Annotated in this window: 23 protein-coding genes; 7 read left to right on the top strand and 16 right to left on the bottom strand. The window is 68.8% G+C overall.

All coding sequences use genetic code 11. From position 1 onward, the window contains the following. Positions 1–296 precede the first annotated feature (296 nt). A complete protein-coding gene (locus tag BDI24065_RS16380; protein ID WP_175032154.1) occupies positions 297–2,267 on the top strand; it encodes an APC family permease in 1,971 nt (656 codons plus the stop codon). A 294-nt stretch (positions 2,268–2,561) separates the two neighbouring features. Beyond that, a complete protein-coding gene (locus tag BDI24065_RS16375; RefSeq protein ID WP_043179198.1) occupies positions 2,562–2,882 on the top strand; it encodes a DUF1840 domain-containing protein in 321 nt (106 codons plus the stop codon). Between the two features lie 124 nt (positions 2,883–3,006). Here BDI24065_RS16375 and BDI24065_RS16370 read toward each other — a convergent pair whose 3' ends face one another. The 3 genes from BDI24065_RS16370 to BDI24065_RS16360 all read right to left on the bottom strand — a co-directional run bounded on the left by BDI24065_RS16370 (position 3,007) and on the right by BDI24065_RS16360 (position 3,748). Next, positions 3,007–3,165 carry a hypothetical protein gene (locus BDI24065_RS16370; protein ID WP_175032153.1) on the bottom strand — a complete coding sequence of 53 codons (159 nt, stop codon included), beginning with the start codon at positions 3,163–3,165 and terminating at the stop codon, positions 3,007–3,009. Between the two features lie 45 nt (positions 3,166–3,210). Further along, complete coding sequence (locus BDI24065_RS16365) at positions 3,211–3,486, bottom strand: hypothetical protein (RefSeq protein WP_175032152.1); 276 nt, start codon at positions 3,484–3,486, stop codon at positions 3,211–3,213. A gap of 76 nt (positions 3,487–3,562) precedes the next feature. Next, the gene (locus BDI24065_RS16360; protein WP_175004594.1) at positions 3,563–3,748 is read right to left on the bottom strand and encodes a hypothetical protein; all 186 of its coding nucleotides are present in this window, start codon (positions 3,746–3,748) and stop codon (positions 3,563–3,565) included. 345 nt (positions 3,749–4,093) lie between these two features. On the opposite strand from BDI24065_RS16360, the gene BDI24065_RS16355 reads away from it, so the two are divergent. Next, positions 4,094–6,001: a DUF3857 domain-containing transglutaminase family protein gene (locus BDI24065_RS16355; protein WP_175032151.1), complete on the top strand. Its 1,908-nt coding sequence runs from the start codon at positions 4,094–4,096 to the stop codon at positions 5,999–6,001. 56 nt (positions 6,002–6,057) lie between these two features. Beyond that, complete coding sequence (locus tag BDI24065_RS16350) at positions 6,058–6,225, top strand: hypothetical protein (RefSeq protein WP_175032150.1); 168 nt, start codon at positions 6,058–6,060, stop codon at positions 6,223–6,225. A gap of 46 nt (positions 6,226–6,271) precedes the next feature. Here the strand turns inward: BDI24065_RS16350 and BDI24065_RS16345 are convergent, their stop codons facing one another. The 3 genes from BDI24065_RS16345 to BDI24065_RS16335 all read right to left on the bottom strand — a co-directional run bounded on the left by BDI24065_RS16345 (position 6,272) and on the right by BDI24065_RS16335 (position 9,941). After that, positions 6,272–7,588, bottom strand: coding sequence for an MFS transporter (locus tag BDI24065_RS16345; RefSeq protein WP_175032149.1), 1,317 nt, complete (start codon positions 7,586–7,588; stop codon positions 6,272–6,274). Positions 7,589–7,708: 120 nt separating this feature from the next. After that, complete coding sequence (locus BDI24065_RS16340; protein ID WP_254609773.1) at positions 7,709–8,644, bottom strand: HpcH/HpaI aldolase/citrate lyase family protein; 936 nt, start codon at positions 8,642–8,644, stop codon at positions 7,709–7,711. A 67-nt stretch (positions 8,645–8,711) separates the two neighbouring features. Beyond that, positions 8,712–9,941 carry a Zn-dependent hydrolase gene (locus BDI24065_RS16335; RefSeq protein WP_175032147.1) on the bottom strand — a complete coding sequence of 410 codons (1,230 nt, stop codon included), beginning with the start codon at positions 9,939–9,941 and terminating at the stop codon, positions 8,712–8,714. A gap of 142 nt (positions 9,942–10,083) precedes the next feature. Here BDI24065_RS16335 and BDI24065_RS16330 point away from each other — a divergent pair, with 142 nt between their 5' ends. Beyond that, positions 10,084–11,046: a LysR family transcriptional regulator gene (locus BDI24065_RS16330; RefSeq protein WP_174960704.1), complete on the top strand. Its 963-nt coding sequence runs from the start codon at positions 10,084–10,086 to the stop codon at positions 11,044–11,046. A 25-nt stretch (positions 11,047–11,071) separates the two neighbouring features. On the opposite strand, the gene BDI24065_RS16325 is transcribed toward BDI24065_RS16330, so the two are convergent. The 5 genes from BDI24065_RS16325 to BDI24065_RS16305 form a co-directional block, all read right to left on the bottom strand. Next, positions 11,072–11,998, bottom strand: a complete 927-nt coding sequence (locus BDI24065_RS16325; RefSeq protein ID WP_175032146.1) for a 2-hydroxyacid dehydrogenase — start codon at positions 11,996–11,998, stop codon at positions 11,072–11,074. Positions 11,999–12,050: 52 nt separating this feature from the next. Further along, positions 12,051–12,845, bottom strand: a complete 795-nt coding sequence (locus BDI24065_RS16320) for a class II aldolase/adducin family protein (RefSeq protein ID WP_175032145.1) — start codon at positions 12,843–12,845, stop codon at positions 12,051–12,053. A gap of 89 nt (positions 12,846–12,934) precedes the next feature. Next, positions 12,935–13,582, bottom strand: a complete 648-nt coding sequence (locus tag BDI24065_RS16315) for an RraA family protein (protein WP_254609772.1) — start codon at positions 13,580–13,582, stop codon at positions 12,935–12,937. Between the two features lie 26 nt (positions 13,583–13,608). Continuing rightward, positions 13,609–14,961 carry an MFS transporter gene (locus BDI24065_RS16310; RefSeq protein ID WP_175032143.1) on the bottom strand — a complete coding sequence of 451 codons (1,353 nt, stop codon included), beginning with the start codon at positions 14,959–14,961 and terminating at the stop codon, positions 13,609–13,611. A gap of 161 nt (positions 14,962–15,122) precedes the next feature. After that, a complete protein-coding gene (locus BDI24065_RS16305; RefSeq protein ID WP_175032142.1) occupies positions 15,123–16,172 on the bottom strand; it encodes an AraC family transcriptional regulator in 1,050 nt (349 codons plus the stop codon). Between the two features lie 70 nt (positions 16,173–16,242). On the opposite strand from BDI24065_RS16305, the gene BDI24065_RS16300 reads away from it, so the two are divergent. After that, positions 16,243–17,454, top strand: coding sequence for an MFS transporter (locus BDI24065_RS16300; protein ID WP_175032141.1), 1,212 nt, complete (start codon positions 16,243–16,245; stop codon positions 17,452–17,454). 30 nt (positions 17,455–17,484) lie between these two features. Here BDI24065_RS16300 and BDI24065_RS16295 read toward each other — a convergent pair whose 3' ends face one another. The 4 genes from BDI24065_RS16295 to BDI24065_RS16280 form a co-directional block, all read right to left on the bottom strand. Beyond that, positions 17,485–18,330, bottom strand: coding sequence for a helix-turn-helix domain-containing protein (locus tag BDI24065_RS16295; protein WP_175032140.1), 846 nt, complete (start codon positions 18,328–18,330; stop codon positions 17,485–17,487). A 47-nt stretch (positions 18,331–18,377) separates the two neighbouring features. Further along, entirely contained in the window at positions 18,378–18,935 is a 558-nt protein-coding gene (locus BDI24065_RS16290; protein ID WP_175032139.1) for a carboxymuconolactone decarboxylase family protein, read from the bottom strand. A gap of 134 nt (positions 18,936–19,069) precedes the next feature. Continuing rightward, the gene (locus BDI24065_RS16285; protein ID WP_175032138.1) at positions 19,070–19,831 is read right to left on the bottom strand and encodes an isocitrate lyase/PEP mutase family protein; all 762 of its coding nucleotides are present in this window, start codon (positions 19,829–19,831) and stop codon (positions 19,070–19,072) included. After that, entirely contained in the window at positions 19,828–20,874 is a 1,047-nt protein-coding gene (locus tag BDI24065_RS16280; RefSeq protein WP_175032137.1) for a saccharopine dehydrogenase family protein, read from the bottom strand. Before BDI24065_RS16280 ends, BDI24065_RS16285 begins: the two co-directional genes overlap by 4 nt. 118 nt (positions 20,875–20,992) lie before the next feature. Here BDI24065_RS16280 and BDI24065_RS16275 point away from each other — a divergent pair, with 118 nt between their 5' ends. Further along, positions 20,993–21,586, top strand: coding sequence for a TetR/AcrR family transcriptional regulator (locus BDI24065_RS16275; RefSeq protein WP_175032136.1), 594 nt, complete (start codon positions 20,993–20,995; stop codon positions 21,584–21,586). A 31-nt stretch (positions 21,587–21,617) separates the two neighbouring features. On the opposite strand, the gene BDI24065_RS16270 is transcribed toward BDI24065_RS16275, so the two are convergent. Next, a complete protein-coding gene (locus BDI24065_RS16270; protein ID WP_175032135.1) occupies positions 21,618–22,094 on the bottom strand; it encodes a MarR family winged helix-turn-helix transcriptional regulator in 477 nt (158 codons plus the stop codon). Positions 22,095–22,112 lie beyond the last annotated feature (18 nt).

Raw genomic sequence — 22,112 nt, 5'->3', positions numbered from 1 at the left:
GACGGTAGCCTTCCCGACGCGCATCGATCGGATGGCAGCTCGCGTTGCCGCGCAAGCTCGTCCTGTTGCATGCCGATCGACCGTGCCGCCGCCGCGGGCAACACGCGCGTGCCGCGGCCGCACTGTCATGTCCGACCTGTGGGGCTGTAGCCCGACTGTCTGAAACGTGTCGGCGTGCTGAAAGCAATCCGGCCGTGCGCGACGCCGCCTTATGGAATACGCCGACTGGAAGTTGTCCCGGAACTCATTTACTTTTAGAACAGTTGCGCCGATGCGTCGGGCGTTCCGGAGGAGTCATGACCGCATTCCAGAAAGTGTGGCAGTTGCTCGTCGGAAAACCGCTCGACCCGCTCGATCCGCGCACGCGGCATGCGATTGCCGTGACGCCGCTGCTGGCCTGGGTCGGGCTCGGCGCCGACGGGCTGTCGTCGTCGTGTTACGGCCCGGAGGAGGCGTTTCTCGCGCTCGGCCAGCACCATGCGCTCGCGCTGTTCCTCGCACTCGCGACCGCGGCGACCGTGTTCATCATCGCGCTCGGCTACAACCAGGTGATCGAGCTGTTCCCGACCGGCGGCGGCGGCTACCGCGTCGCGACGGCGCTGCTCGGGTCGAAGCCGGGGCTGGTATCCGGCGCGGCGCTGCTGGTCGACTACGTGCTGACCGTCGCGACGTCGCTCGCGAGCGGGGTCGACGCGTTCTTCAGCCTGCTGCCGGTCAGCGCGCAGGCGTTCAAGCTCACGACCGAGATCGTGCTGATCCTGATGATGACGGGGCTCAACTTCCGCGGGATGCGCGAATCGATCATGGTGCTGCTGCCGATCTTCATCGGCTTCGTGATCCTGCACTTCGGGCTGATCGTGTATGGCGTCGCCGTGCACGGCAGCAGCCTCGCGATGGTGGTGCCCGACGCCGTGCACGAAGCGCACGGCATGTCGCAGTCGCTCGGGCTGTTCGTGCTGCTCGCGCTGCTGATGCGCGCGTTCTCGCTCGGCGGCGGTACCTATACGGGCCTCGAGGCCGTGTCGAACAACGTGAACATGCTCGCCGATCCGCGCGTGCCGAACGGGAAGGTGACGATGTGGTACATGTCGACGTCGCTCGCGTTCACGGCCGGCGGCATCATCCTGCTGTACATGCTGTGGCACGCGAAGCCCGTCGACGGCGAGACGCTCAACGCGGTCGTGTTCGGCAGCGTGATCGACCATCTCGGGCTCGGTTCGGCGTTCGCGCGCCACGCATTGCTCGCGGCCGTGCTCGCGTTCGAGGCCGGGCTGCTGCTGGTCGGCGCGCAGACGGGCTTCCTCGACGGCCCGGCCGTGCTGTCGAACATGGCGTCGGATTCGTGGGTGCCGCGCCATTTCCGCGACCTGTCGGGGCGCCTCGTGCGGCAGAACGGCATCATCGTCGTCGGGCTGTCGAGCCTGCTGATCCTGTTGTGGACGCACGGCAACGTCGACGTGCTCGTCGTGCTATACAGCATCAACGTGTTCCTCACGTTCAGCATGTCGCTGCTCGGGCTGTGCACGTACTGGTGGCATCATCGCAGCCAGCAGGGCTGGTTCAAGCACTTCTTCCTGTCGGCGCTCGGGCTGAGCGTGACGGCGACCGTGCTCGTGATCACGCTGATCGAGAAGTTCACCGCCGGCGGCTGGCTCACGGTGCTCGTGACGAGCGCGGTGATCGCGCTGTGCTTCATGATCAACCGCCACTACGCCTATACGCGCGCGCAGCTCGCCAAGGAGGACGAGCTGTTCTCGGGCAAGGCGCCCGCAATCGACGAGGCCACCGCGCCGGGCAAGCCCGACCCGTCGCAACCGACCGCCGTGCTGCTGGTCGGCAAGCATCGCGGCGCGAGCATGCACGCGCTGCTGTGGGTCAACCGGCTGTTCCCCGGCCACTTCCGCAACGTGATCTTCCTCGCGGTCGGCGAAGTCGACGCGAAGGCGTACGACGGTCACGAACATCTCGAACGGCTGCGCCACGCGATCACCGAATCGCTCGACTACTATGTCGCGCACTGCCGCCGCAACGGGATCGCGGCCGACTACCGGATCGCGTTCGGCACGAATCCCGTCGTCGAATTCATGAACCTCGCGTCGTCGACGCTCGACGAGTATCCGAACTCGGTGTGCTTCGCGAGCAAGCTGATCTTCCGGCGCGTGAATTTCCTCACGGCCTGGTTGCACAACCAGACACCCGTCGAGCTGCAGGCGCGCCTGCACGTCGAGGGCAAGCAGATGGTGCTGCTGCCGATGAACGTCGGGTAGCGGTGCACGTCGCGTGCCGCGGCGGGTGATGGCATCGCCGCGCGGTTACGTGCCATTCAGGGTCTGTACGCTTGAATACATCACAATGTGATATAAAATCGAATCAGGCCTTCGAGTCATCCCGCCTCCACGCCACATACGAACCCGGCCGCGCGACGCGCGCATCGTGCCGGGCGAACGTCCGGTTCAGAAGAACGGGCGGCGCTTACGCGCAGCGGGATGGCCACGGGGCCTCGCCGCGACCGGCGGCACGATGCGCCGTACGGTACGCGGCGACGACAAGGGGAAATGACGATGCTGATCACGTTTCGCTCCTCCGCCGCACCCGATATCGTGATGCTGCGCGATCTGGCGCAGTATCTGCTCGGGCTGGTCGGCAAGGGGCTGGACGTTCGCGGCGTGATTTCCACCGACGAGCTGCCGGGTGCGATCGCGCGGCTCGAACAGGCCATCAGGGACGATGCGGCGCGCGAACGCGCACACGAGCATTCGACGCAGGCGCTGCGCGACGACGTGTCGCCGCATGCGGGCGGGCTCGCGCAGCGCGCGTGGCCGCTGCTGGACATGATGCGTGCGGCCCACGAACAGGGCCGGCACGTGATGTGGGGCGTGTAGGCGCGCATCGCGCGTGCCGCCCGCGGTACCGGACCTCCGCTGAAAGGCCGGCGGCATGCGCATCGAACGACGCGCGGCCGCCGGCCGATTTTTTTTTGCGCGGTGCGATCGCGTGATGACGCGATTACGGATGACGATGCGTATGCGAGCGTGACGAGCGTCGCGCGGGCCGGTGCAGCAGCCGGTCGCGCGTGCGGTCGCGGCCGCGCCCGGCCGTGAAGAACAGCACCGCGAACACGAGGAGCGCGAGCAGCACGAACGCCTGGACGATACCGTGTTCCATGTCGCCTCCGGTACGACGAGGGACGAAAGGCGCCGCGGCCGGCCGTCAGCCGGCGGGCGTGAAGGTGCCGGCGAGCATCGTGTCGATGAAGCGCTTCGCCAGCGCGATCGAGATCCTGACCGCGTCCGCGTCGTTGCGGAACACGTGATGTTTCGGGTCGAGCAGGTGTGCCTCGTGGCATCCGCGGGCGTCGCGCCAGACCACGACGGCGAGCGGCTCGTACAGCGCGCCGAGTTCGAGCCCTTCGCCGGCTACCGGGTCGACGAGCGCGACCGCGCGAATCCCGCACTGGCGATAGGTCAGGCAGAGCGGCGAAGCCATGACGGCCTCCGTGGCAGGCGCCGGCCGTTCCGGCCCCGCGCGGCGCGTGATCGGACGAATGGGCGCCGGACCGTGTTCACGTCAGCATCGGTATCGCTTCGATCAGCGCGATGCCGAGCAATGCGCCGAGCGCGGCGCCGACCAGTCTCGGATGCCACCGGAGATGCAGCGCCGTCAGCAGTGCGCCGAACAGGACCAGGCCCAGCAGCGTGAACGCGATCACGAGGTAACCCATTTCGAAGTCGCTATTGATGATCGCCATGATGTCTCCTTCCCCACGTCGGCACGTCGTGTCCGGTAGAGCGTCATTCCGTCGACGTCGCACGCATGGGCGATCTGACTGAATTATATGTCGCAGCGTGATACAAAAAAGCCCGCTCGCCCGGGACAGGGTGCACGGGGGCGGCATGCCGGCGTGGCGCAGCGGGTGATGCCCGCGAGGCCGGCACGCCGCCGCGCGGCTTGACGCTCGCCGGCACGTCACCCACACTGGTTCGCACGACGGGCACGCGGCGCGCGAGCCGTCATGGGCGCGTCATGCGGATCGATCCGTCCGCGCCGGCGCGCGGCCCTGGCGCCGGGCAATGCACACGCGGAGAGCTTCGACGTGGGGTTTTTTCCTTCCGGATGGACCGGCCGGCTGCTCGCCTGCGCCGTCGCGCTCGGCGCCGGCGCGGCCATGGCCGATGTGCGCGACAACGGCAACACACTCGACACGGGCGGCGACGCGCCCGTCACGCTCGTCAGCGATGTCCACGAATTCGTGATCCAGCACGACGGTTCGCTCGACGAGCACGACGATTCGACGCTGCGCGCGAACAACGCGAACGGCATCGACGCGGTCGCGCAGCGCTACGTGTGGTTCGACAAGAATCTCGAGAAGGTGGACCTGCTCGCGGCCGAGACGATCGACCGCGACGGTGTCGCGCATCCGGTCGGCGCGGACGGCATCCGCGACGTGCAGGAGCCGCGCTCGGCCGGCGCGCCGACGTTCCAGGACGGGCTGTTGCGCACCGTCGTGTTTCCCGGCGTCGAAGCCGGGTCGAGTACGCGCGTGGCGTTCCGCAAGACCCGCACGAAGCCGGTCAACCGCGGCTACTTCGGCTATACCGTGGAGCCGTCGCGCGAGCCGGTCGACAGCCAGCGGCTGATCTTCGACGTGCCGGCCGACATGCCGCTGTACGCGGATGCGCGCGGCTACGTCGCGCTGCCGCCGGTCACCGCGAACGGCCGCACACGCTACGAATTCGACTACCGGCACGGCCCGTACGACCGCATCGAGAATGGCGCGGTCGGCTACGCGACCTACGGCGACCGGCTCGTCGTGTCGACGCTGCCCGACTATGCGGCATTCGCCGCGCGCTACCGCAACGCGGCCGTCGATCCGGGCACGGACGATCCGGCCGTTGCGCAACTGGCGCGCACGCTCACGGCGGGCGTGGCCGATCCGCACGACAAGGCGCGCATCCTGTACGACTGGGTGCAGGCGAACATCCGCTACGTCGGGCTGTTTCTCGGTGAAACCGCCGCCGCGCCGCATCGCGTGACGGACATCCTGCGCAACCGCTACGGCGACTGCAAGGATCATGTCGCGCTGTTCGGCGCGTTGCTCGCGGCGGTCGGCATCCGCAGCGAGCCGGTGCTGCTCAATCTCGGGTCGGTCTATACGCTGCCGTCGGTGCCCGGTTACGGCGGCGGTGCGATCAATCACGCGATCACGTGGCTGCCCGATCTCGCGCTTTACGCGGACACGACGACGGCCGGCATCGCGTTCGGCTACCTGCCGCCGATCGTGATGGACCGTCCCGCGCTGCTCGTCGACACGGGCGTGCTGTCGCGCACGCCGGCCACGCAGCCGCGCGGCCGCATCGCGCGGGTCGAGATCGATGCGGCGGGGCCGGGGGCCACGCGTTTTCATGCGTACATCGAGGACGACGGCTGGACGGCCGAACTCGAACGCAACCTGTTTCGCCGCGCGACGCCCGACCTGATCGCGCAGCTCGCGAACAACCGTCTGCGGCAAAGCGGCCTGCGCGGCCGCGCGCACCTGTCGACCAGCGACCGGCGCGTGACCGACGGGCCGTTCGACGTGACGATGTCGGGCACGCTCGATCATTTCGTGTGGCCCGACGGCACGACCGCGTTGCCCGCGCTGTCGAGCCTGACGGGCGGCATCGCGACGCAGGTCGAGAGCTGGCTGGCCGAGCCCGTGCGCACGCAGCCATGGGGCTGCATCGGCGGCACGTTCGACGAGACCGGCCAGATCGCGCTGCCGGCCGACGTCGCGGTGACCGATCTGCCGACCGACGCGGCCGTGCACGACCGCTTCGTCGACTTCACGTCGCATTACGTATTCGACGCGGCCGCGCGCGTGGTGCAGGTCACGCGGCGGATGACGGCGAACTTCGGCCGTCAGGTGTGTACGCCGGACGAATTCACGGCGCTGCGTGCATCGCTCGAGCGCATCGAACGCGACACGCAGGCGCAGATCGTCGTGCGGGCAAAAGGGCGTTGAACGGGCAGGGGAAGTGAGCGCGTCGATGTCATCGGTCGACGTGCAGGAGGGACATCATGACTGAGCGGGACTACGAGATCGCCGATCTCTCGAAGGATTTGCTGGGCCGGATCGTGCAGGGCACCGTGGCGAGCGGCGCGGTCGTGGATGCGGAGCAGTGCGCGGCGCTTGCCGTGCAGTGTGCGACGGCGCTGATCGACAAGCTGGAAGCGCGCAACGGTTGAGTGGTCGGGTTCATGCGTTGCGCGCGCATCGCTCACCGGCCCGGTATCACGGGCTGGTCGCCAGCGTGCCGCGAACGGTCGCGCGCTGACGCTGACAGTAGCGCCCGAGCCCGACAATGCCGACGAGGGAGACGAACGACAGCAGCGTGAAGAACGCCGCGAGCGGCAGCCATTGTCCGCGAAACTGCTGCGCGAGCATCGTACCGATCAGCGGCGTCGTACCGCCGGCGACCATCGCGCACAGCTGGTACGCGATCGAGATGCCGGAGTAGCGGACGCGCGTCGGAAACGCCGGGGTCATGAAGCCGGCGATGACCGCGTAGATCGCCGACAGCGTGACGACCGAAAACGAAATGCCGGCAACGATCGCGACGGGGTTCTGGGTCTGAACGAGCAGGAACATCGGATAGGGTGTCAGCATCGACAGCACGGCCGCGCAGGTGAGGAAGCGCGTCTCGCCGAAGCGTTGCGCGAGCAGCGCGGAGACGGGCTGCGACAGCAGCTGGATGAGGGTGACGACGAACAGGCAATCGAGAATGAACGACTTCGACATGCCGAGGTAGGTCGTCACGTACGAAATCATGAACGTATTCGTGAAGAAGAATCCGGCCGAGCCGATCGTCGTTGCCGCGGCGGCCAGCAGGATCGGTACCCACGCGGTGCGCAGCACTTCGGCGACGGGGTACTTGGCCACGGCGTTGGTATCGCGCACGCGTTCGAATTCGGGCGACTCCTTCACGCCGAGCCGGATCGCCATCCCGACGAGCAGCAGCACGAAGCTCGCGAGGAACGGCAGGCGCCAGCCCCAGCTGACGAAGCTGTCGTGGTCGAGCGACGTGACGAAGCGGAACGCGAGCAGCGACAGGATCAGCCCGGCGGGGCTGCCCATTTGCGGGAACGACGCGAAGAACGTCTTGCGGCCGGCCGGCGCGTGTTCGCTCGCCATCAGCACGGCGCCGCCCCATTCGCCGCCAACCGCGATGCCCTGCAGGATCCGCAGCAGCACCAGCAGGATCGGCGCCCAGATGCCGATCGTCGCGTAGCCGGGCAACAGGCCGATGCCGGTCGTCGCAATCCCCATCAGGAACATGGTGAGCACGAGCATTTTCTTGCGGCCGATGCGGTCGCCGAGGTGGCCGAACACGGCGCCGCTCAGCGGCCGCGCGACGAAACCGACAAAAAAGGTGCCGAACGACGCCATGGTGCTCAGGAAGTGGTTGCCGCTCGGGAAGAACACGTCGCCGAGCACCAGCGCGGCGGCGGTCGCGTACGTGTAGTAGTCGTAGAACTCGACGGCGGTGCCGATGAACGCTGCGGTGGCGGCGCGCACGGGCTGATGCGTGTGGGGGGCAGGTTGAGACATGGGCTGTCCTGTCGTTCGTATGAGGGTGCCGGCCGTGCCGCGGTGTTCTGTCGGGCGTGGCCCTGGCGTGCCGCAATGCGGTTTATCCGTCGCCGATATGCGTGCGTAAAATTCTGTTTTTTAATTCCGAGCATTAGCGGCGTTTATGCTCGCCGCCTGCGCATGCGCGTCGGCTACGCGCCGGCATTGTGCGTGGCGTTCGAGCAGCCGGCGCGCATTGTTCGCGTCGGGCGCATCGATGCGCCAGGGGGCGGCGGCGTGGCCGGATGCCGATTGCGCGCGATAGGCATCCAGCAGCGCGCGCGCCGCGTGCGCGTCCGCATCGGACGGCGTCAGCGCCCGGTTGATCGCGTCCACATGCGCGGCGAACACCGCGCATTTCGACCGGAAGCCGAGCCCGGTCGACGTGTCGAGATCGTGCGCGAGGACGTCTGCCGCGAGGTAGGTGCAGGGCAGGTCGATCGGCTGGCAGCCGGCCGCGATGCATTCGATCAGGAAGCGGCTGCGCGCATGCAGCAGTTCCAGCCCGTCACGCGTGCGGCGCGCGCCGAAGCTTGCCGCGAGATCCTCGACCGCCAGCATCGCGTGACGGATGCGCGGGCTCGCGGCGAGCATCGCGCCCAGGTGCACGAGTCCGCGGGCCGACTCGATCGTCGGCACGATCTCGGTCGAGCTGTCCGGCAGGCCGTGCCGCGCTTCGAGCGCCGTCAGCGCGTCGGCGAGCCGTGCGAGCTGCGCCGGCGTTTCCGCATGCGGCAGGAAGATCGCCCCGGGGCGGCCGCGCATCACGCCTTCGAGATCGTCCTGGCCGTCCTGCTCGAGCGGATTGATCCGGACCGCGCCGAGCGCGCCGCAGGCGGCCGCGTCGCCGAGCAGCGAGACGATGCGCTGGCGCGCGGCCGGCCGGTCGGCAGGCGCGGTCATTTCCTCCAGGTCGGCGACGATCGCGTCGGCGGACGTGCCGAGCGCGGTGGCGTGAGCGGCGGCATCGGCGCCGGGGACGAAGAGCCATGCGCGTCGCAGCGCGGCAAGCGGTCGGTCAGGGTAGCGGGTCACGGTCGGGAGCAGTGTCGGGGTCGGAAAGGGGGCCGGTTGTGCGTGGCGTAACGTGAGGATCGGCCGCTTACACGCGCGCCGCACGTGCGAGCATCGCGTGCAGCAGCACGTCCGCGCCGCGTGCCACATCGGCCGGCAGCGCGTCTTCGGCTTCGTTGTGGCTCAATCCGCCGACGCACGGAATGAACACCATCGCGGTCGGGCAGTGTTTGGCGAGATGGATCGCGTCGTGTCCGGCGCCGCTGATGATGCGCTGGTTCGGATAGTCGAGCGTGTCGACCGCGCGCTGAACGGCGTCGACGCAGGCCGGATCGAACGGCGTCGCCGGGCTGACCCAGTGTTGCCCGATCCCGACCGACACGCCGCGCCGCGCGGCCACTTTGCCGAAACGTGCGCGCACGGCGGCTTCCATGTCGGCGATCGCCGCGTCGTCCGGATGGCGCAGGTCGACCGTGAACGTGACGTCGCCCGCGATCGTGTTGCGCGACGCGTTGCGGATCTGCCATTCGCCGATCGTCGTCAGTCCCAGCGGGAAGTAGTCGGCGGCGATCGCCTCGAGTTCGGCCGCCATGTCGGCGGCGGCAAACAGTGCATCTCGCCGGTACTGCATCGGCGTCGTGCCCGCATGGGCGGCTTGCCCCGCGACGCGCACGTCGAGCCAGCGGATCGCCTGGCCGCCCGTGACGACGCCGATCGGCACGCCGTTTTCCTCGAGCACCGGCCCTTGTTCGATATGCGCTTCGAAATAGGCGTCGAACGGCGCGCCGGGCACCGCGCGCTCGCCCGCATAGCCGCTCGCGCGGAGCGCATCGGCGACGCTTGCGCCCGCCGCATCGCGTGACGCGAGCGCCGCGTCGAGCGGCATCACGCCGGTGAACGCGGCGGAGCCGAGCATCGCGGGCGTGAACCGCGCGCCTTCCTCGTTGGTCCACACGACGATCTCGATCGGCCGTTCGGTGGCGATCCCCGCGTCGTTCAGCGTGCGCACGACCTCGAGCGCGGCGAGTACGCCATACACGCCGTCGAAGCGCCCGCCTTCCGGCTGGGTATCGAGGTGGCTGCCGCTCGCGACGGGCGCCGCGTCCGGCCGCAGGCCCGCGCGCCGCGCGAACAGGTTGCCGACGCGATCGACGGTGAGCGTGAGCCCCGCGTCCCGGCACCACGTCTCGAAGCGCGCGCGGCCGGCCGCGTCTTCGTCGGTCAGCGCGAGGCGGCGCACGCCGCCTTTCGCGGTCGCGCCCACTTGCGCCATGTCCATGAGGCTCTGCCAGAGCCGCTCCGCATTGATCTTCAGCATCGTCGAGGTTCCTGATCGGTCGGCCGCCCACGCGGCCGGTGTTCATCGTGTCGTCTTTATCGAAAATCAAAAACAATTAGTCCAATTTTTAATCGTTATCCTGAGTATAATTTTCACGAATGATGAAGCCGCGAGACCCGTGATGAGCAAAGACCGCCCCGACACCTACCTGAACGACCGCCTCGACTGGAACCTGCTGCGCACCTTTCTCGCGATTGCGCGCGAGCAGAGCGTGAGTCGCGCGGCGATGCGCCTGCACCTCACGCAGCCGGCCGTGAGCCAGGCGTTGCGGCGGCTCGAGGAGCAACTCGGCCTGCGTCTCGTCGACCGCCACGGGCCGCGCATCGAGGTCACGCAGGCAGGCATCGAGGTGCAGCAGATCGCCGAAGACATCTACGGCACGATCTCGCGGCTGTCGCTTGCAGACGTCGATCGCGATCACGACATCTCGGGCACCGTGCGCATCGGGATCGTCAGCGGCATCGACTTTCCCGCGTACGACGATTTCCTCGCCGAGTTTCATCGCACCTATCCGCGCATCGAATTCGAAAGCCAGGTGATGCGCAGCGCCGACGTCGTCAACAGCCTGCAGCAGCGGGCGCTGACGCTCGGGCTGACGCCGCGCCGCGCGCTGCCGAAACGGATCGACGCCCGCGTGTTCCTGCGCCAGCATTACGCGCTGTTCTGCGGGCGCCACCATCCGCTGTTCGGGCGCGACGGCCTGCGCACGGCCGACCTGGCCGGCCTGCCGTTCGTGTCGTTCACCGGTGACAAGGTCGGCGATCACATGTCGCCGCTGACGATCTTTCGCGACGAGATGGGGTTCACCGGGCGCGTGATCGCGTCGTCGTCGAGCATGGCCGAGGTCAAGCGCTTCATCTTCGCGGGGCTCGGGATCGGCTGCCTGCCCGAGCACATCGTCCGGGACGACATCGCGCACGGACGTTTCCAGCGCCTGCCGCCCGACGAAGGCGTGGCCGACGTCGACATCCACTTCCTGTGGTCGCAGGACCGCAAGCTCAATGCGGCCGAGGCGGCGTTCGTCGACGCGCTGAACGCGTTTCTCGACCGCCAGGAGGCGCCCGACGCACCGGCCGCGCCGTGACGCGGCGGCACGCGGCCGCCGGCGGTCAGTAGCCGCGTGCGACATCCACCACGTTGCGCAGCGGCTCGCCGTCCAGCAGCCGCTGTACGTTCTGCGCGACCTGCTGGCCGATCGTGTCGGAGCTGGCGACCGACGCCATGTGCGGCGTGACGATCAGGTTCGGCGCGCGCCAGAGCGGATCGTCGGCGGGCAGCGGCTCGACCGGGAACACATCGACGAGCGCGCCGCCGAGCTGGCCGCGTTCGAGCGCCGCGGCCAGATCGGCGACGACGAGATGCTCGCCGCGTCCGACGTGGATCAGCTTCGCACCGGGCTTCAGCCGATCGAACGTGGTCGAATTCAGGATGCCGCGCGTTTCATCCGTCAGCGGCAGCAGGCACACGAGGATGTCGGTGCCGGCGAGAAACGCGTGCAGGCCGTCGTCGTGCTCGAACAGGTCGATACCGGGCAACGCGCGTGGCTGGCGCGCCCAGCCGCGAACTGTGTAACCGCGTTGCTGGAGATCGACGGCGACACGGCTGCCGATCTCGCCGAGCCCCATGATGCCGACCGTGCATTGCGACGGATGCGCCTGGTCCGGGCGAAACCAGCGCGCGGCCTGCTGGTTGCGCATCGCGAGGTCGAGCCGGCGGTGGAAATGCAGCACGCCCCAGGTGACGAACTCGCTCATGCCGCGCGCATGCTGCGGATCGACGACACGGCACAGCGGCAGTGCGGGCAGCGCGGGATCGGCGAGGATGTTGTCGACGCCGGCCGCGATGCTGTGGACGAGCCGCAGGTTCGGCATCGCGGCGAGCGCGCCATGAGGCGGATCCCAGCACGCGGCGATTTCCGCGTCGACCGCGCCCGGTTCGCCGTGCATCACGACGTCGAAGGCTGGCGCCGCACGCCGGATCGATCCGACGAGGTGCGACATGTCATAGCTTTTACTGAGGAGTGCGATTGTAGTCATCGGAAGCAGTGGCAGAGGCCGGCACGGAGGGCCGGCGCATGACGAAGGAGTTTCAGCAGCGGTAGTCGGACGCGGGATCGTCGATCAGGCGCAGCGCCGCGCGCCACGCGGTGTCGGCGATGTCGGCCGAATCGTCGCGCGTGAATTGCGCGGCCGTGCGCCGGCAGACGTCGGCCGGCGGCACGATCAGCTTCGCGCCGCCGGCCATCGCCTGCACCTGCGCCTGGCACGCGCGTTCGAGGAAGTAGATTTCGTGGAACGCCTCGGCCGCGGTGGCACCGCCCGCAAGCAGGCCGTGGTTGCGCAGGATCATCGCCTTGTGCGTGGCCAGGTCGCGCACCAGCCGCTCGCGTTCGGCGAGGTCGAGCGCAATGCCCTCGTAGTCGTGATAGCCCAGCTTTTCATGGAACTTCAGCGCGTGCTGGCTGATCGGCAGCAGGCCGTGTTCCTGTGCGGACACGGCGATGCCTGCCGCGGTATGCGTGTGGACGACGAAGTGCAGGTCGTCCCGCGCGGCATGAACCGCGGAATGGATCGTAAAGCCCGCCGCGTTGACGCGGAACCGTGCCGGCTCGCTAGCCGCGCGCGGGTCGATCACGTTGCCGTGCGCGTCGATCTTCACGAGATCGGACGCGCGCATCTCGTGGAACAGCACACCGTAGCGGTTGATCAGGAAAGTCGGTGTGTCGCCGGGCAGCCGCGCCGAGATGTGCGTGTCGATCATGTCCGTCATGCGGAAATGCGCGACGAGGCGGTACAGTGCCGCCAGGTCGGTACGGATCGCCCATTCGTCGGGCGGGCAGTCGTGCGCGCCGGCCGGCAGGCGTGCGTCTTCGAAGGATCGCATCGGTGTCTCTCCATGTTCAGGCATTGATGGCGGGGTAGTGTTCGCCCGCGCGGGGCGGCCCGTCAATTTCATTGTGCTAATGCGGATCATTAGCGCGGCGAATGGTCGTGCTGCGCGGTGACGGACAGCACGTCGGATACCGGTTCGCCGGCCCGCAGGCGGGCGAGCAGCGCCGGTTCCGCGCGATCCGACGCGAGCGCGGCGTCGATGACGGCGGCGAGCGTCGCCGGGTCGGCGAACAGTACGCCGTTGTCGTCGGCCATCACGATCGAACCCGGCGCGACCGTCACGCCGCCGCACTGGACGGAGCGGCCGAATGCGCTGGCGCCGTCGTCGAGGCGCTTGGTCGTCAACGCGCTCGTGCCGCGCGCAAAGACGGGCAGTCCGATCTGCCGAAGCTCGTGCAGATCGGTCGCCGCGCCATCGATGACGATACCGGCCGCCCCCGTGCATTGCGCGGCCGTCGCGGTGACCGCGCCGACACACGCATGCATGTGGTCGCCCTGCATGTCGATCACGAGCACGTCGCCCGTCGCGAGGCGGGCCAGCGCGCGATTGACCGCGACCGCGTCAGGGCTGCGCAGTTGCAGGGTGACCGCACGGCCCACCAGCTTGACGCCGGGGACGAGCGCACGCAGTACCGGTTGTGCGAAGCCGGTTTCGAGGACATGGCCGAGCGTCGGCAGGCTCACGTCGCGCAGTTGCTGCACGAGCGACGGATCGAGGGCGGGTGTCACGGGATTCACCGTTCGGCTGGCCGGATTCATGCGCGTTCCCCGACCGGTTCGTCGCGGTGCGCGTGCGCGGACAGGTCGCGTTTCAGCGTTTCCGTGAGCAGCAGGAGCGCGAGCGCGGAGACCAGTGCGGACGCAACCATGTACCACGCGACCGACGAGCCGCGCCCGGTCGCGGACAGCAGCGCGGTCGTCACGATCGGCGTGGCGGCGCTGCCGAGCAGGCCCGACAGCATGTAGCTGACCGACAGCCCCGAATAGCGCACTTCGGTGCCGAACAGTTCGGCGAGGAACGTCGCGATCGGCCCGTAGTTGGCCGCGAACGCGGTCATCATCAGCAGGTAGCCGGCGAGCGCAAGCGAGAACTCGCGGCTGTCGAGCAGCCAGAACATCGGAAACGCAAACAGCGCCTCGGCGAGAATGCCGCCGAAGATCACGGGTTTGCGGCCGATGCGGTCCGACAGGCGGCCGAACAGCGGCAGCATCGCGATGCAGAGCGCGCAGGCGATCAATGCGATCGACAGCATCGCGCCGCGCGAGTAGCCGAGTGTCTGCGTACCGTACGTGAGCCCGAACGCGACCATCAGGTTGAATGCGGTGCCGGTCGACATCGTCGCGACGCCGCCCAGCACGACCTGCTTGCCATAGCGGCCGAGCACCGCGGCGATCGGCAGCTTCACCTGCGCGGCGGATTCCTTGACCTTCGCGAAGGTCGGCGTTTCCGTCGTGTTCAGACGGATATACAGGCCGACACCGACGAGCAGCGCGCTCGCGAGAAACGGAATGCGCCAGCCCCACGCGAGCAGCGCCGCGGGCGACAACATCGCACTGCTGACGAGGAACGCGAGGTTCGCGATCAGCGTGCCGGCGGGCACGCCGACCTGCACCCACGAACCGAACAGGCCGCGTTTGCCGGCGGGAGCATGCTCGACCGCCATCAGTACCGCGCCGCCCCATTCGCCGCCGAGCGCGAGCCCCTGGACGATGCGCAGCGTCAGCAGCGACACGGGTGCCCAGATGCCGATCGCGCCATAGCCCGGCAACAGGCCGATCGCGAACGTCGCGCAGCCCATCAGGACCAGCGATACGAGCAGCATCGACTTGCGTCCGAGCCGGTCGCCGAAATGGCCGAACAGCGCGGCGCCGACGATGCGCGCGAGATACGCGGACGCGAAGGTGCCGAATGCGAGCAGCGTACCGACGAGCGGCACGAAGCTCGGGAAGAACACCTTGTTGAAGACGAGCGCGGATGCGGTGGCGAAGACGAACAGGTCGTACCATTCGACCGTCGTGCCGATCACGCTCGCGATGGCGATGCGCTTCAGGTCGTTGGGCGCAGCAGGAAGGGCGGGGGATGAGGCGGCGGGACGAACCGTGGCCATGGCTTTCTCCGGGGTGGGGCGGTCAGCGTTGAGATGACGGGCCGCGCGGCGTGCGCGGCAGGTGCGCCTTTATCGGAAGCCAAAAACAATAAGTAAAAGTGCGTTTTCTGATTCTTTGTATTAACGACGTTGATGATGCATCCGGTGGTTGCCGGCGATGTTCAGTGCGGGCTGACCACCTCGCCGTCCGCGCGCACCGCGCCCGGCGGCTTGCCCACCACGCGCTTGAACGCGCGGCTGAACGCGGCGAGCGAGCCGTAGCCGAGCCGGTACGCGACGGCCTCGATCGTCTCGTGGTCGCGCGTGATCCATTGCGCGGCGAGCCGCATCCGCAGCTCGGTCAGGTAGCGCACCGGCGTCATCCCGGTGGCCGCGAGAAAGCGTTCGGCGAACACCGAACGTGACACGCCGGCTTCGGTGGCGAGTTCCGCCACGCTCCAGTTACGGCCCGGGTCGCGATGCAGCGCGACGATCGCGCGGCCGAGCTTCGGCTCGCGCAGCGCCTGCACCCAGCCCGTCGCATCGCCGCATCCGCACTCGACCCAGCCGCGCACGATGAACGCCGCGACCACATCCGCGAGCCGCGCGAGGATGCCCGCGAAGCCCGCGCGCGCCGAGCACGCTTCGCGCTCCATCGCGTCGAGCATCGGGCGGATTTCCGGGTAGCGCGCGAGCAGCGTGCCGACGTGCATGAACTCGGGCATCGTGCCGACCAGCGGCTGCATGCCGCCGAGATCGAGCTCCATGCACGCGCTGAAGATCAGCGCATCGCCGGCGCCCGGCTCGGTCGCCGCGCAACCGGCGGGCGACACGCCGGCCGACGCCACCGACGCGACCGTATCGCAGATCTTCGCGACCTCGAAGCCGTTGATCTCGCGGCACGGTGCATCGGGGTCCGACACCAGCGCGTGCATGCCGCCGTGCGGCAGCAGGATCGCGTCGCCGGCCTCGAGCCGCATCGTGTCGCCCGACGCGTCGCGCAGCAGCACGGGGCCGCGCCCGACGAAATGGAACTGCGCGCGGCCCGTCACATGGCCGAAGTTCAGCCCGAACGGCCGCGCGACCTGGATGCGGCGGTACTGGACGCCGCTCAGGCGCATCCCCAGCAGCAGCTCGCTGACGAGGTCGTGCACGTCGGGGATGGGAGGCAGCAGGGGCTCGGACATATCGAGATTCGGACGATCGATCAACAAGAACGGATTGTATGTCATAGACCGTCCTGACGTGGTTCCTTACGATACGCCCTCATCAGTACTTTCCCTAACCGACACGGAACCACGCATGAATCCCGGAATCTCCACGGCCGCCTCGACGGCGGCCCCCCGCGAACCGGCCTGGGGCGCGGTATTCGCGATGACGCTCGGCGTCTTCGGGCTCGTCACGGCCGAATTCCTGCCCGCGAGCCTGCTGACGCCGATGGCCGACAGCCTCGGCGTGACCGAAGGCGTGGCCGGGCAGGCCGTCACGGCCACCGCGACGGTCGCGCTCGTCACGAGCCTGCTGATCTCGGCGCTGACCCGCACGATCGACCGGCGGCGCGTGCTGCTCGTGTTCTCGGTGCTGCTCGTCGCATCGAACCTGGCGGTCGCGTTCGCGCCCAACCTGACGACGCTGCTGATCGGTCGCGTCGTGCTCGGCGTCGCGCTCGGCGGCTTCTGGACGATGGCGACCGCCACCGCGATGCGGCTCGTGCCGACCGCGATGGTGCCGCGGGCGCTGTCGATCATCTTCAGCGGCGTGGCGGTCGCGACGATCGCGTCCGCGCCGATGGGCAGCTATTTCGGCCACCTGATCGGCTGGCGCAACGTGTTCCTGATTGCGGCCGCGCTCGGCGGCCTCTCGTTCGTGTCGCAGATCCTCACGTTGCCGTCGATGCCGCCGAGCGGCACGACGCGGCTGCGCACGCTGATCGACGTGCTGCGCCGGCCGACCGTCGGCCTCGGGATGTTCGCGACGATCCTCGTGTTCACCGGGCATTTCGCGTTCTTCACGTACCTGCGGCCGTTCCTCGAACAGGTCGCGGGCGTCGGCGTGAACGGGCTGTCGGCGATCCTGCTCGGCTACGGCATTGCGAACTTCGTCGGCACGTCGCTCGCCGGCCGCGTGCTCGAACACCGGTTGCGGCCGATGCTGATCGGGATGCCCGCGCTGATGGTCGTGCTCGGCGTCGCGCTCGTCGCGCTCGGCCGCGCGCCGATGGTCGACGCGGTGCTCGTCGCGTTGTGGGGGATGGCGTTCGGCGGCGTGCCCGTTGCGTGGTCGACGTGGGTCACGCGCACCGTGCCCGATGAAGCCGAAAGCGCGGGCGGCCTGATCGTCGCGGCGATCCAGCTCGCGATCGCGACGGGCGCGGCAGCCGGCGGCGTCGTGTTCGACGCGAATGGCGCGGCCGGCGTGTTCATCGCCGCGGCCGTCGTGCTGGCCATTGCGGTCGCAACGATCGTGACCGGCGTGCCGAAGCGTGTCGGCGTGGTGCCCGAGCTGGCGGAGTGACCGGTGCCGGCGGGCCGCCCGGCCCGCCGCTCAGCGCACCGGGGCGTGCGCGTCGAGCAACTGCCGGTGGCGCGCTTCGGTCGCGTCGTCGGCGGGGAACATGCACTCCATGCGCAGCTCCTGCGCGGCGGCGCTTTGCGGCGTCCCCACCGTCGTGACCAGCGAGAAGTAGCGCAGCACGACGCCTTCGTGCACGAAGCCGATCGGGATGACCGGCAGCGACGGCGCGGCGGCCGGCGCCGGCGGCGTTTTCCAGTCGCGCGGCGCATCGGGGCTGGCGAGCAGGTCGTCGAGCAGTTGCCGCGTGTCGTCGTCGATCACGCGGCCGACCGATTCGCGATGCACGCGTTGCAGCAGGCTGCGCGACACCGTATCCCAGTCGGCCACGAACGGCCGCATCCCGTGCGGATCGAACATCAGGCGCAGCAGGTTGCGCGGGCCTTCGCGCGCGGCCATGTCGATGAAGCAGCCGAAAAAGCGCGGCGCCGCGTCGTTGCTCATCAGCACGTTCCAGTGGCGGTCCATCACGATCGCCGGAAACGGATCGTGCTGGCGCACGACCCGTTCGAGCGCGCCGATCACCCCCTGCATTTCCTGCGCATCCCACGGCGCTTCCGAATACACGGGCGCATAGCCGGCCGCGAGCAGCAGCGCGTTGCGCTCGCGCAGCGGCACGTCCAGAGTTTGCGCGAGCGTCAGCAGCGTGTCACGGCCCGGCACGCTGCGCCCGCTTTCGATGAAGCTGATCTGGCGCTGCGAGATGCCCGCGTCGAGCGACAGGTCGAGCTGGCTCACGCCGCGCACGTCGCGCCAGTAGCGCAGCAACTGGCCCAGTTCGTGCGGCGGCGCGTGCGGTTCGCGGCGGCTGGCGTTCATCGTGCCTCCCAGGGCGTTCCGTGAGCGACCGATCGACTATATCGGACTCACGCGGCGTTCGCATGCCACGCAAATGCGTCGAACGGTGCTTCGAGCGCGGGCCGTGTCACGCTGCCGACGTAGTTCGTGATCGTCGATGCGGCGACCACCGCGATCACCTCCAGCAACTGTTCGTCGCTGAAGCCGGCGTCGACGAACGACTGCCGGTCGGCATCGGGCAGGCGGCCGCGGGTGTCGATCAGCTTGCGCGCGGTGGCCGACAGCGCGGCCAGTTTCGCGTCGCGGGGCAGGGCGCCGTGGCGGATCGCGTCGACGTCGGCGTGGGTCACACCCTGTTTCAGCGCAAGCGCGGTATGGAACGCGACCGGCCATTCGCTCGCGTTCGTGACCGCGTTGGTGAGCAGGAGCGTCTGGATCTGCGGCTCGGTGAGGCTGCTCGCGTGCACGCGCTCGAACAGGCCGATGAAGCCGTTGATCAGCACCGGCGACGCGGCCATGGCCGCCGCGATGTTCGGGACGATGCCGAAGGTTTGCTGGAGTTGCTGGAGGACGGGCTTCGATGCGGCCGGTGCCGAGTCGATGGTGTGAAGCGGATAGGCGGACATGATGTCTCCGGGGTGATGCACGCCGCCGGAATGGCGGCGCGACACCCGAAGCGTAGGAGCGGCCGTGTCGCGCGCCAATTACATGGGATGTAATCGTTCGATGCGCGCGCGAGGCCGGCCGCTCCGCGAAGCTGTCAGCTGCCTTGCCTGACCATCTCCGCCAGCGTCTTCATCGCCTGCAGGTACGGATACGGCCCGTGGCTGATGCGGGCCACGCCGTATTCCGCGAATTCTGCGAGCGTCGGCGTCTCCGTGACGCGCATCACGTTCACCGGCAGCGGCGATGCGGCCGTCAGCGCGCGAATGAGCGCCGGCGAGCGCAGCCCCGGCACGAACAGGCCGTCGGCACCGGCCGCGGCATAAGCACGCGCGCGGGCCAGCGTGGCGTCGAGCAGGCGCTCGTCGTGCGTGTCGGCCGGCGCCTTGAAGAACACGTCGGTGCGCGCGTTGATGAAGTAGTCGGCGCCCGCGCGATCCGCGGCCTGCCGTGCCGCCGCGAGACGGGCTGCGGCGGCGTCGACATCACGCAATTCGCCCGTCGCCGGGAAGCTGTCCTCGAGGTTGCAGCCGATCGCGCCGGCCTTGATGCTGAGCGCGATCGTCTCGGCGACATCCTCCGGCCGCTCGCCGTACCCGCTTTCGAGATCGACGGTGACGGGCAGGTCCGTCGCGCGCGTGATCCGCTCGAGCACATCCATCATCAGCGCGCGCGGCATCTGCTCGCCGTCGACGAAACCGTTGGCCGCCGCAACCGACCAGCTGCCGGTTGCCAGCGCGACGGCGCCCGCGTCCGCCGCCGTGCGCGCGCTGCCGGCGTCCCACACGTTGAACAGCGCCAGCGGTTGGCCCGCGCGGTGAAGCGAACGGAAATACGCGCCTTTCTCGTTACTGCTCATGCTTGCGTCTCCTTGTGAAAAACCGGATCGGTTGTCGTGCCGAACGATACTGCCACCGTATCGAGCGCCGCGAGGAAATCGCGCGCGTCGAACAGCTCGCCGAGACTGCGCACGCCGCCCGACACCACGGTATTGCCCGCGATCAGGCGCACGGCCGCCTCGACGATGATCGGTGCGCTGACCGCGTAGATGTCCTGCCCGGACGCCGTCGCGCGGTGCGTCGTGCCGCCCTGCACGACGATCGCGTCCATCGCGAATTGCTGCGCCGAGCGGCCCAGCGCGTCGGTCGGCTCGGGCGGCGGCGTGGCCGTATCGCGCACGTCGCGCAGCGCGACGGTGGCGAGCCACGATTCGATCGTATCGATGCGCAGGTGACGCGACAGTGTCATCACTTCCGAAAACGGCAGCAGCGTCACGTCGACGCGGCCGATCGGCGACGGGAACGGCCATGCGCGCTCGCGTGGAGTCGACGGCACCGGCGTCGGCTTCCCGTCCTTCTGCACGACGCGCACCGCGCGATTGCGTTCGCCCGTCACGCGCGTGCCGCGCGTCGGGTGCCAGCGGTCGAGCCCGGTCGCGATATCGACGCGCTCGATCGGCTGGTGCTGGTCCACGACGGCGGTGACGAGCAGGTCGGCCAGGCCGCCGTAGAACGCCGCGGCCGGCACGATCGTCACGCCCGCGGCACGCGCCCGCGCATCGCCGTGTTCGGCCAGCGCCAGCACCGACGGCTGCTCGGCGGTCAGGTCGAGATAGGGAATGCCGGCCCGCAGCGCGGCATCGGCCAGCGGCAGCGCGGTATCGAGGTACGGGCCTGCGCAGTTGATCACCGCCGCCGCGCCGCGCAGCGCGGCGTCGAGCGCGGCCGGATCGTCGATCGCGGCGACGCGCGCGAGCGTCGCGTCGCCGCCGTCTTCCGCGAGCCGCGCGGCATCGCGGCCGATGCGGATCGCGCGCAGGCCGCGCCGTGCCAGTTCGGCGACGACAAACCGCCCGGTATGACCCGTGGCGCCATAGACTGCAACCGTCATTCGATCATCCATGATCAACTCCGATACAGAACGGTCTGTTTTATAGTACAGACCTGTAGCGTCGTCAAGCACGCGGTGCTATGATCGGATCACTGTTGCGGGAGTGAGCGGCCAGCACGGCCGGGTCGGGATGAAAAAGGAAACAGGGTCACCAGGGAACGTGCCGGATACGCGTGAGCGCATTCTGCAGACGGCCAGCGAGCTGTTCTACCGGGAGGGTACGCGCGCGGTCGGCGTGGATCTGATCGTCGCGCAGGCGGGCGTCGCGAAGACGAGCCTCTATCGTCACTTCACGACGAAGGACGACCTGATCGAAGCGTTCCTGCTGCGCGAGGACGCCGATTTCTGGGCGCATTGGGATGCGGTGGCCGCGCAATACCGGCGCACGCCGCGCGAGGAGCTGGACGCGCAGCTGCAATGGATCGGCGAGCGCATTGCGCGCCCCGGCTATCGCGGCTGCCCGCAGATCAACATCGCCGCCGAATATGCGGACGGCAACCATCCGGCCCGCAAGGTGGCCGTCGCGCACAAGCAGGAGCTCCGGCGCCGGCTGACCGAACTGGCGGGGGCGATGGGCATCGACGAACCGGAAACCTTCGCATTGCGGCTCGCGACCGTCATCGACGGCGCGCTGAGCAGCGGGCAGGCGCTGCATGCGCACGGGCCCGTGGCCTTCCTGCAGGAATTCGCACAACTGCTGATGCCGAAAAAGGGCCGGAAGTAAGCGCGCCCGCCGCCGGGATGCGCGCGCCGGTTCAGTCGCGCGCGGGCGGATCGACCGGACCGACCGACAGCGCGCGCAACTGGCCGCGCAACTGATCGACTTCCCCTGGCGCGAACGGCCGTTCGATCTCGGCATGCGTCTGCTGCCACAGCGGAAACGCTTCGGCCAGCAGGTCGTGGCCGGCCTGCGTCAGTTCGAGCAGGCGGCTGCGCCGGTCGTCCGGGTCCTGCATGATCGTGACCAGGCCGCGCCGCTCGAGCGGCTTGAGCGCGGCCGTGAGCGTGGTGCGATCCATCGCGAGCAGCGACGCGACCGATTTCATCGGCGCCGGCTGCGGCCGGTTCAGCGACATCAGCAGCGAAAACTGGCCGTTGGTGAGATCCAGCGGACGCAGCACATCGTCGAAAATCCGCGCAAGATTGCGCGCCGCGCGCTGCATGTGCAGGCACAGGCAGCAATCGCGCACCATCAGCGTCGTTTCGAAAGGGAGCTTTTCTTTTCGTGCCATGTTGCAATTGTGTTGATA

It is taken from the genome of Burkholderia lata (assembly GCF_902499025.1).
Classification (GTDB): domain Bacteria; phylum Pseudomonadota; class Gammaproteobacteria; order Burkholderiales; family Burkholderiaceae; genus Burkholderia; species Burkholderia lata_C.
Note: the sequence above shows the minus strand (reverse complement) of the source record. Positions and strands in the feature narration are given on the sequence as shown.

Bases quoted from the DNA above. Each gene is read 5' to 3' on its own strand.
- BDI24065_RS16270 (WP_175032135.1), bottom strand. From the start codon at position 22,094: ATGGCACGAAAAGAAAAGCTCCCTTTCGAAACGACGCTGATGGTGCGC.
- BDI24065_RS16375 (WP_043179198.1), top strand. From the start codon at position 2,562: ATGCTGATCACGTTTCGCTCCTCCGCCGCACCCGATATCGTGATGCTG.
- BDI24065_RS16310 (WP_175032143.1), bottom strand. From the start codon at position 14,961: ATGGCCACGGTTCGTCCCGCCGCCTCATCCCCCGCCCTTCCTGCTGCG.
- BDI24065_RS16285 (WP_175032138.1), bottom strand. From the start codon at position 19,831: ATGAGCAGTAACGAGAAAGGCGCGTATTTCCGTTCGCTTCACCGCGCG.
- BDI24065_RS16380 (WP_175032154.1), top strand. From the start codon at position 297: ATGACCGCATTCCAGAAAGTGTGGCAGTTGCTCGTCGGAAAACCGCTC.
- BDI24065_RS16280 (WP_175032137.1), bottom strand. From the start codon at position 20,874: ATGGATGATCGAATGACGGTTGCAGTCTATGGCGCCACGGGTCATACC.
- BDI24065_RS16325 (WP_175032146.1), bottom strand. From the start codon at position 11,998: ATGACTACAATCGCACTCCTCAGTAAAAGCTATGACATGTCGCACCTC.
- BDI24065_RS16335 (WP_175032147.1), bottom strand. From the start codon at position 9,941: ATGCTGAAGATCAATGCGGAGCGGCTCTGGCAGAGCCTCATGGACATG.
- BDI24065_RS16320 (WP_175032145.1), bottom strand. From the start codon at position 12,845: ATGCGATCCTTCGAAGACGCACGCCTGCCGGCCGGCGCGCACGACTGC.
- BDI24065_RS16300 (WP_175032141.1), top strand. From the start codon at position 16,243: ATGAATCCCGGAATCTCCACGGCCGCCTCGACGGCGGCCCCCCGCGAA.
- BDI24065_RS16305 (WP_175032142.1), bottom strand. From the start codon at position 16,172: ATGACATACAATCCGTTCTTGTTGATCGATCGTCCGAATCTCGATATG.
- BDI24065_RS16275 (WP_175032136.1), top strand. From the start codon at position 20,993: ATGAAAAAGGAAACAGGGTCACCAGGGAACGTGCCGGATACGCGTGAG.
- BDI24065_RS16360 (WP_175004594.1), bottom strand. From the start codon at position 3,748: ATGGCGATCATCAATAGCGACTTCGAAATGGGTTACCTCGTGATCGCG.
- BDI24065_RS16370 (WP_175032153.1), bottom strand. From the start codon at position 3,165: ATGGAACACGGTATCGTCCAGGCGTTCGTGCTGCTCGCGCTCCTCGTG.
- BDI24065_RS16290 (WP_175032139.1), bottom strand. From the start codon at position 18,935: ATGTCCGCCTATCCGCTTCACACCATCGACTCGGCACCGGCCGCATCG.
- BDI24065_RS16330 (WP_174960704.1), top strand. From the start codon at position 10,084: ATGAGCAAAGACCGCCCCGACACCTACCTGAACGACCGCCTCGACTGG.
- BDI24065_RS16295 (WP_175032140.1), bottom strand. From the start codon at position 18,330: ATGAACGCCAGCCGCCGCGAACCGCACGCGCCGCCGCACGAACTGGGC.
- BDI24065_RS16350 (WP_175032150.1), top strand. From the start codon at position 6,058: ATGACTGAGCGGGACTACGAGATCGCCGATCTCTCGAAGGATTTGCTG.
- BDI24065_RS16345 (WP_175032149.1), bottom strand. From the start codon at position 7,588: ATGTCTCAACCTGCCCCCCACACGCATCAGCCCGTGCGCGCCGCCACC.
- BDI24065_RS16365 (WP_175032152.1), bottom strand. From the start codon at position 3,486: ATGGCTTCGCCGCTCTGCCTGACCTATCGCCAGTGCGGGATTCGCGCG.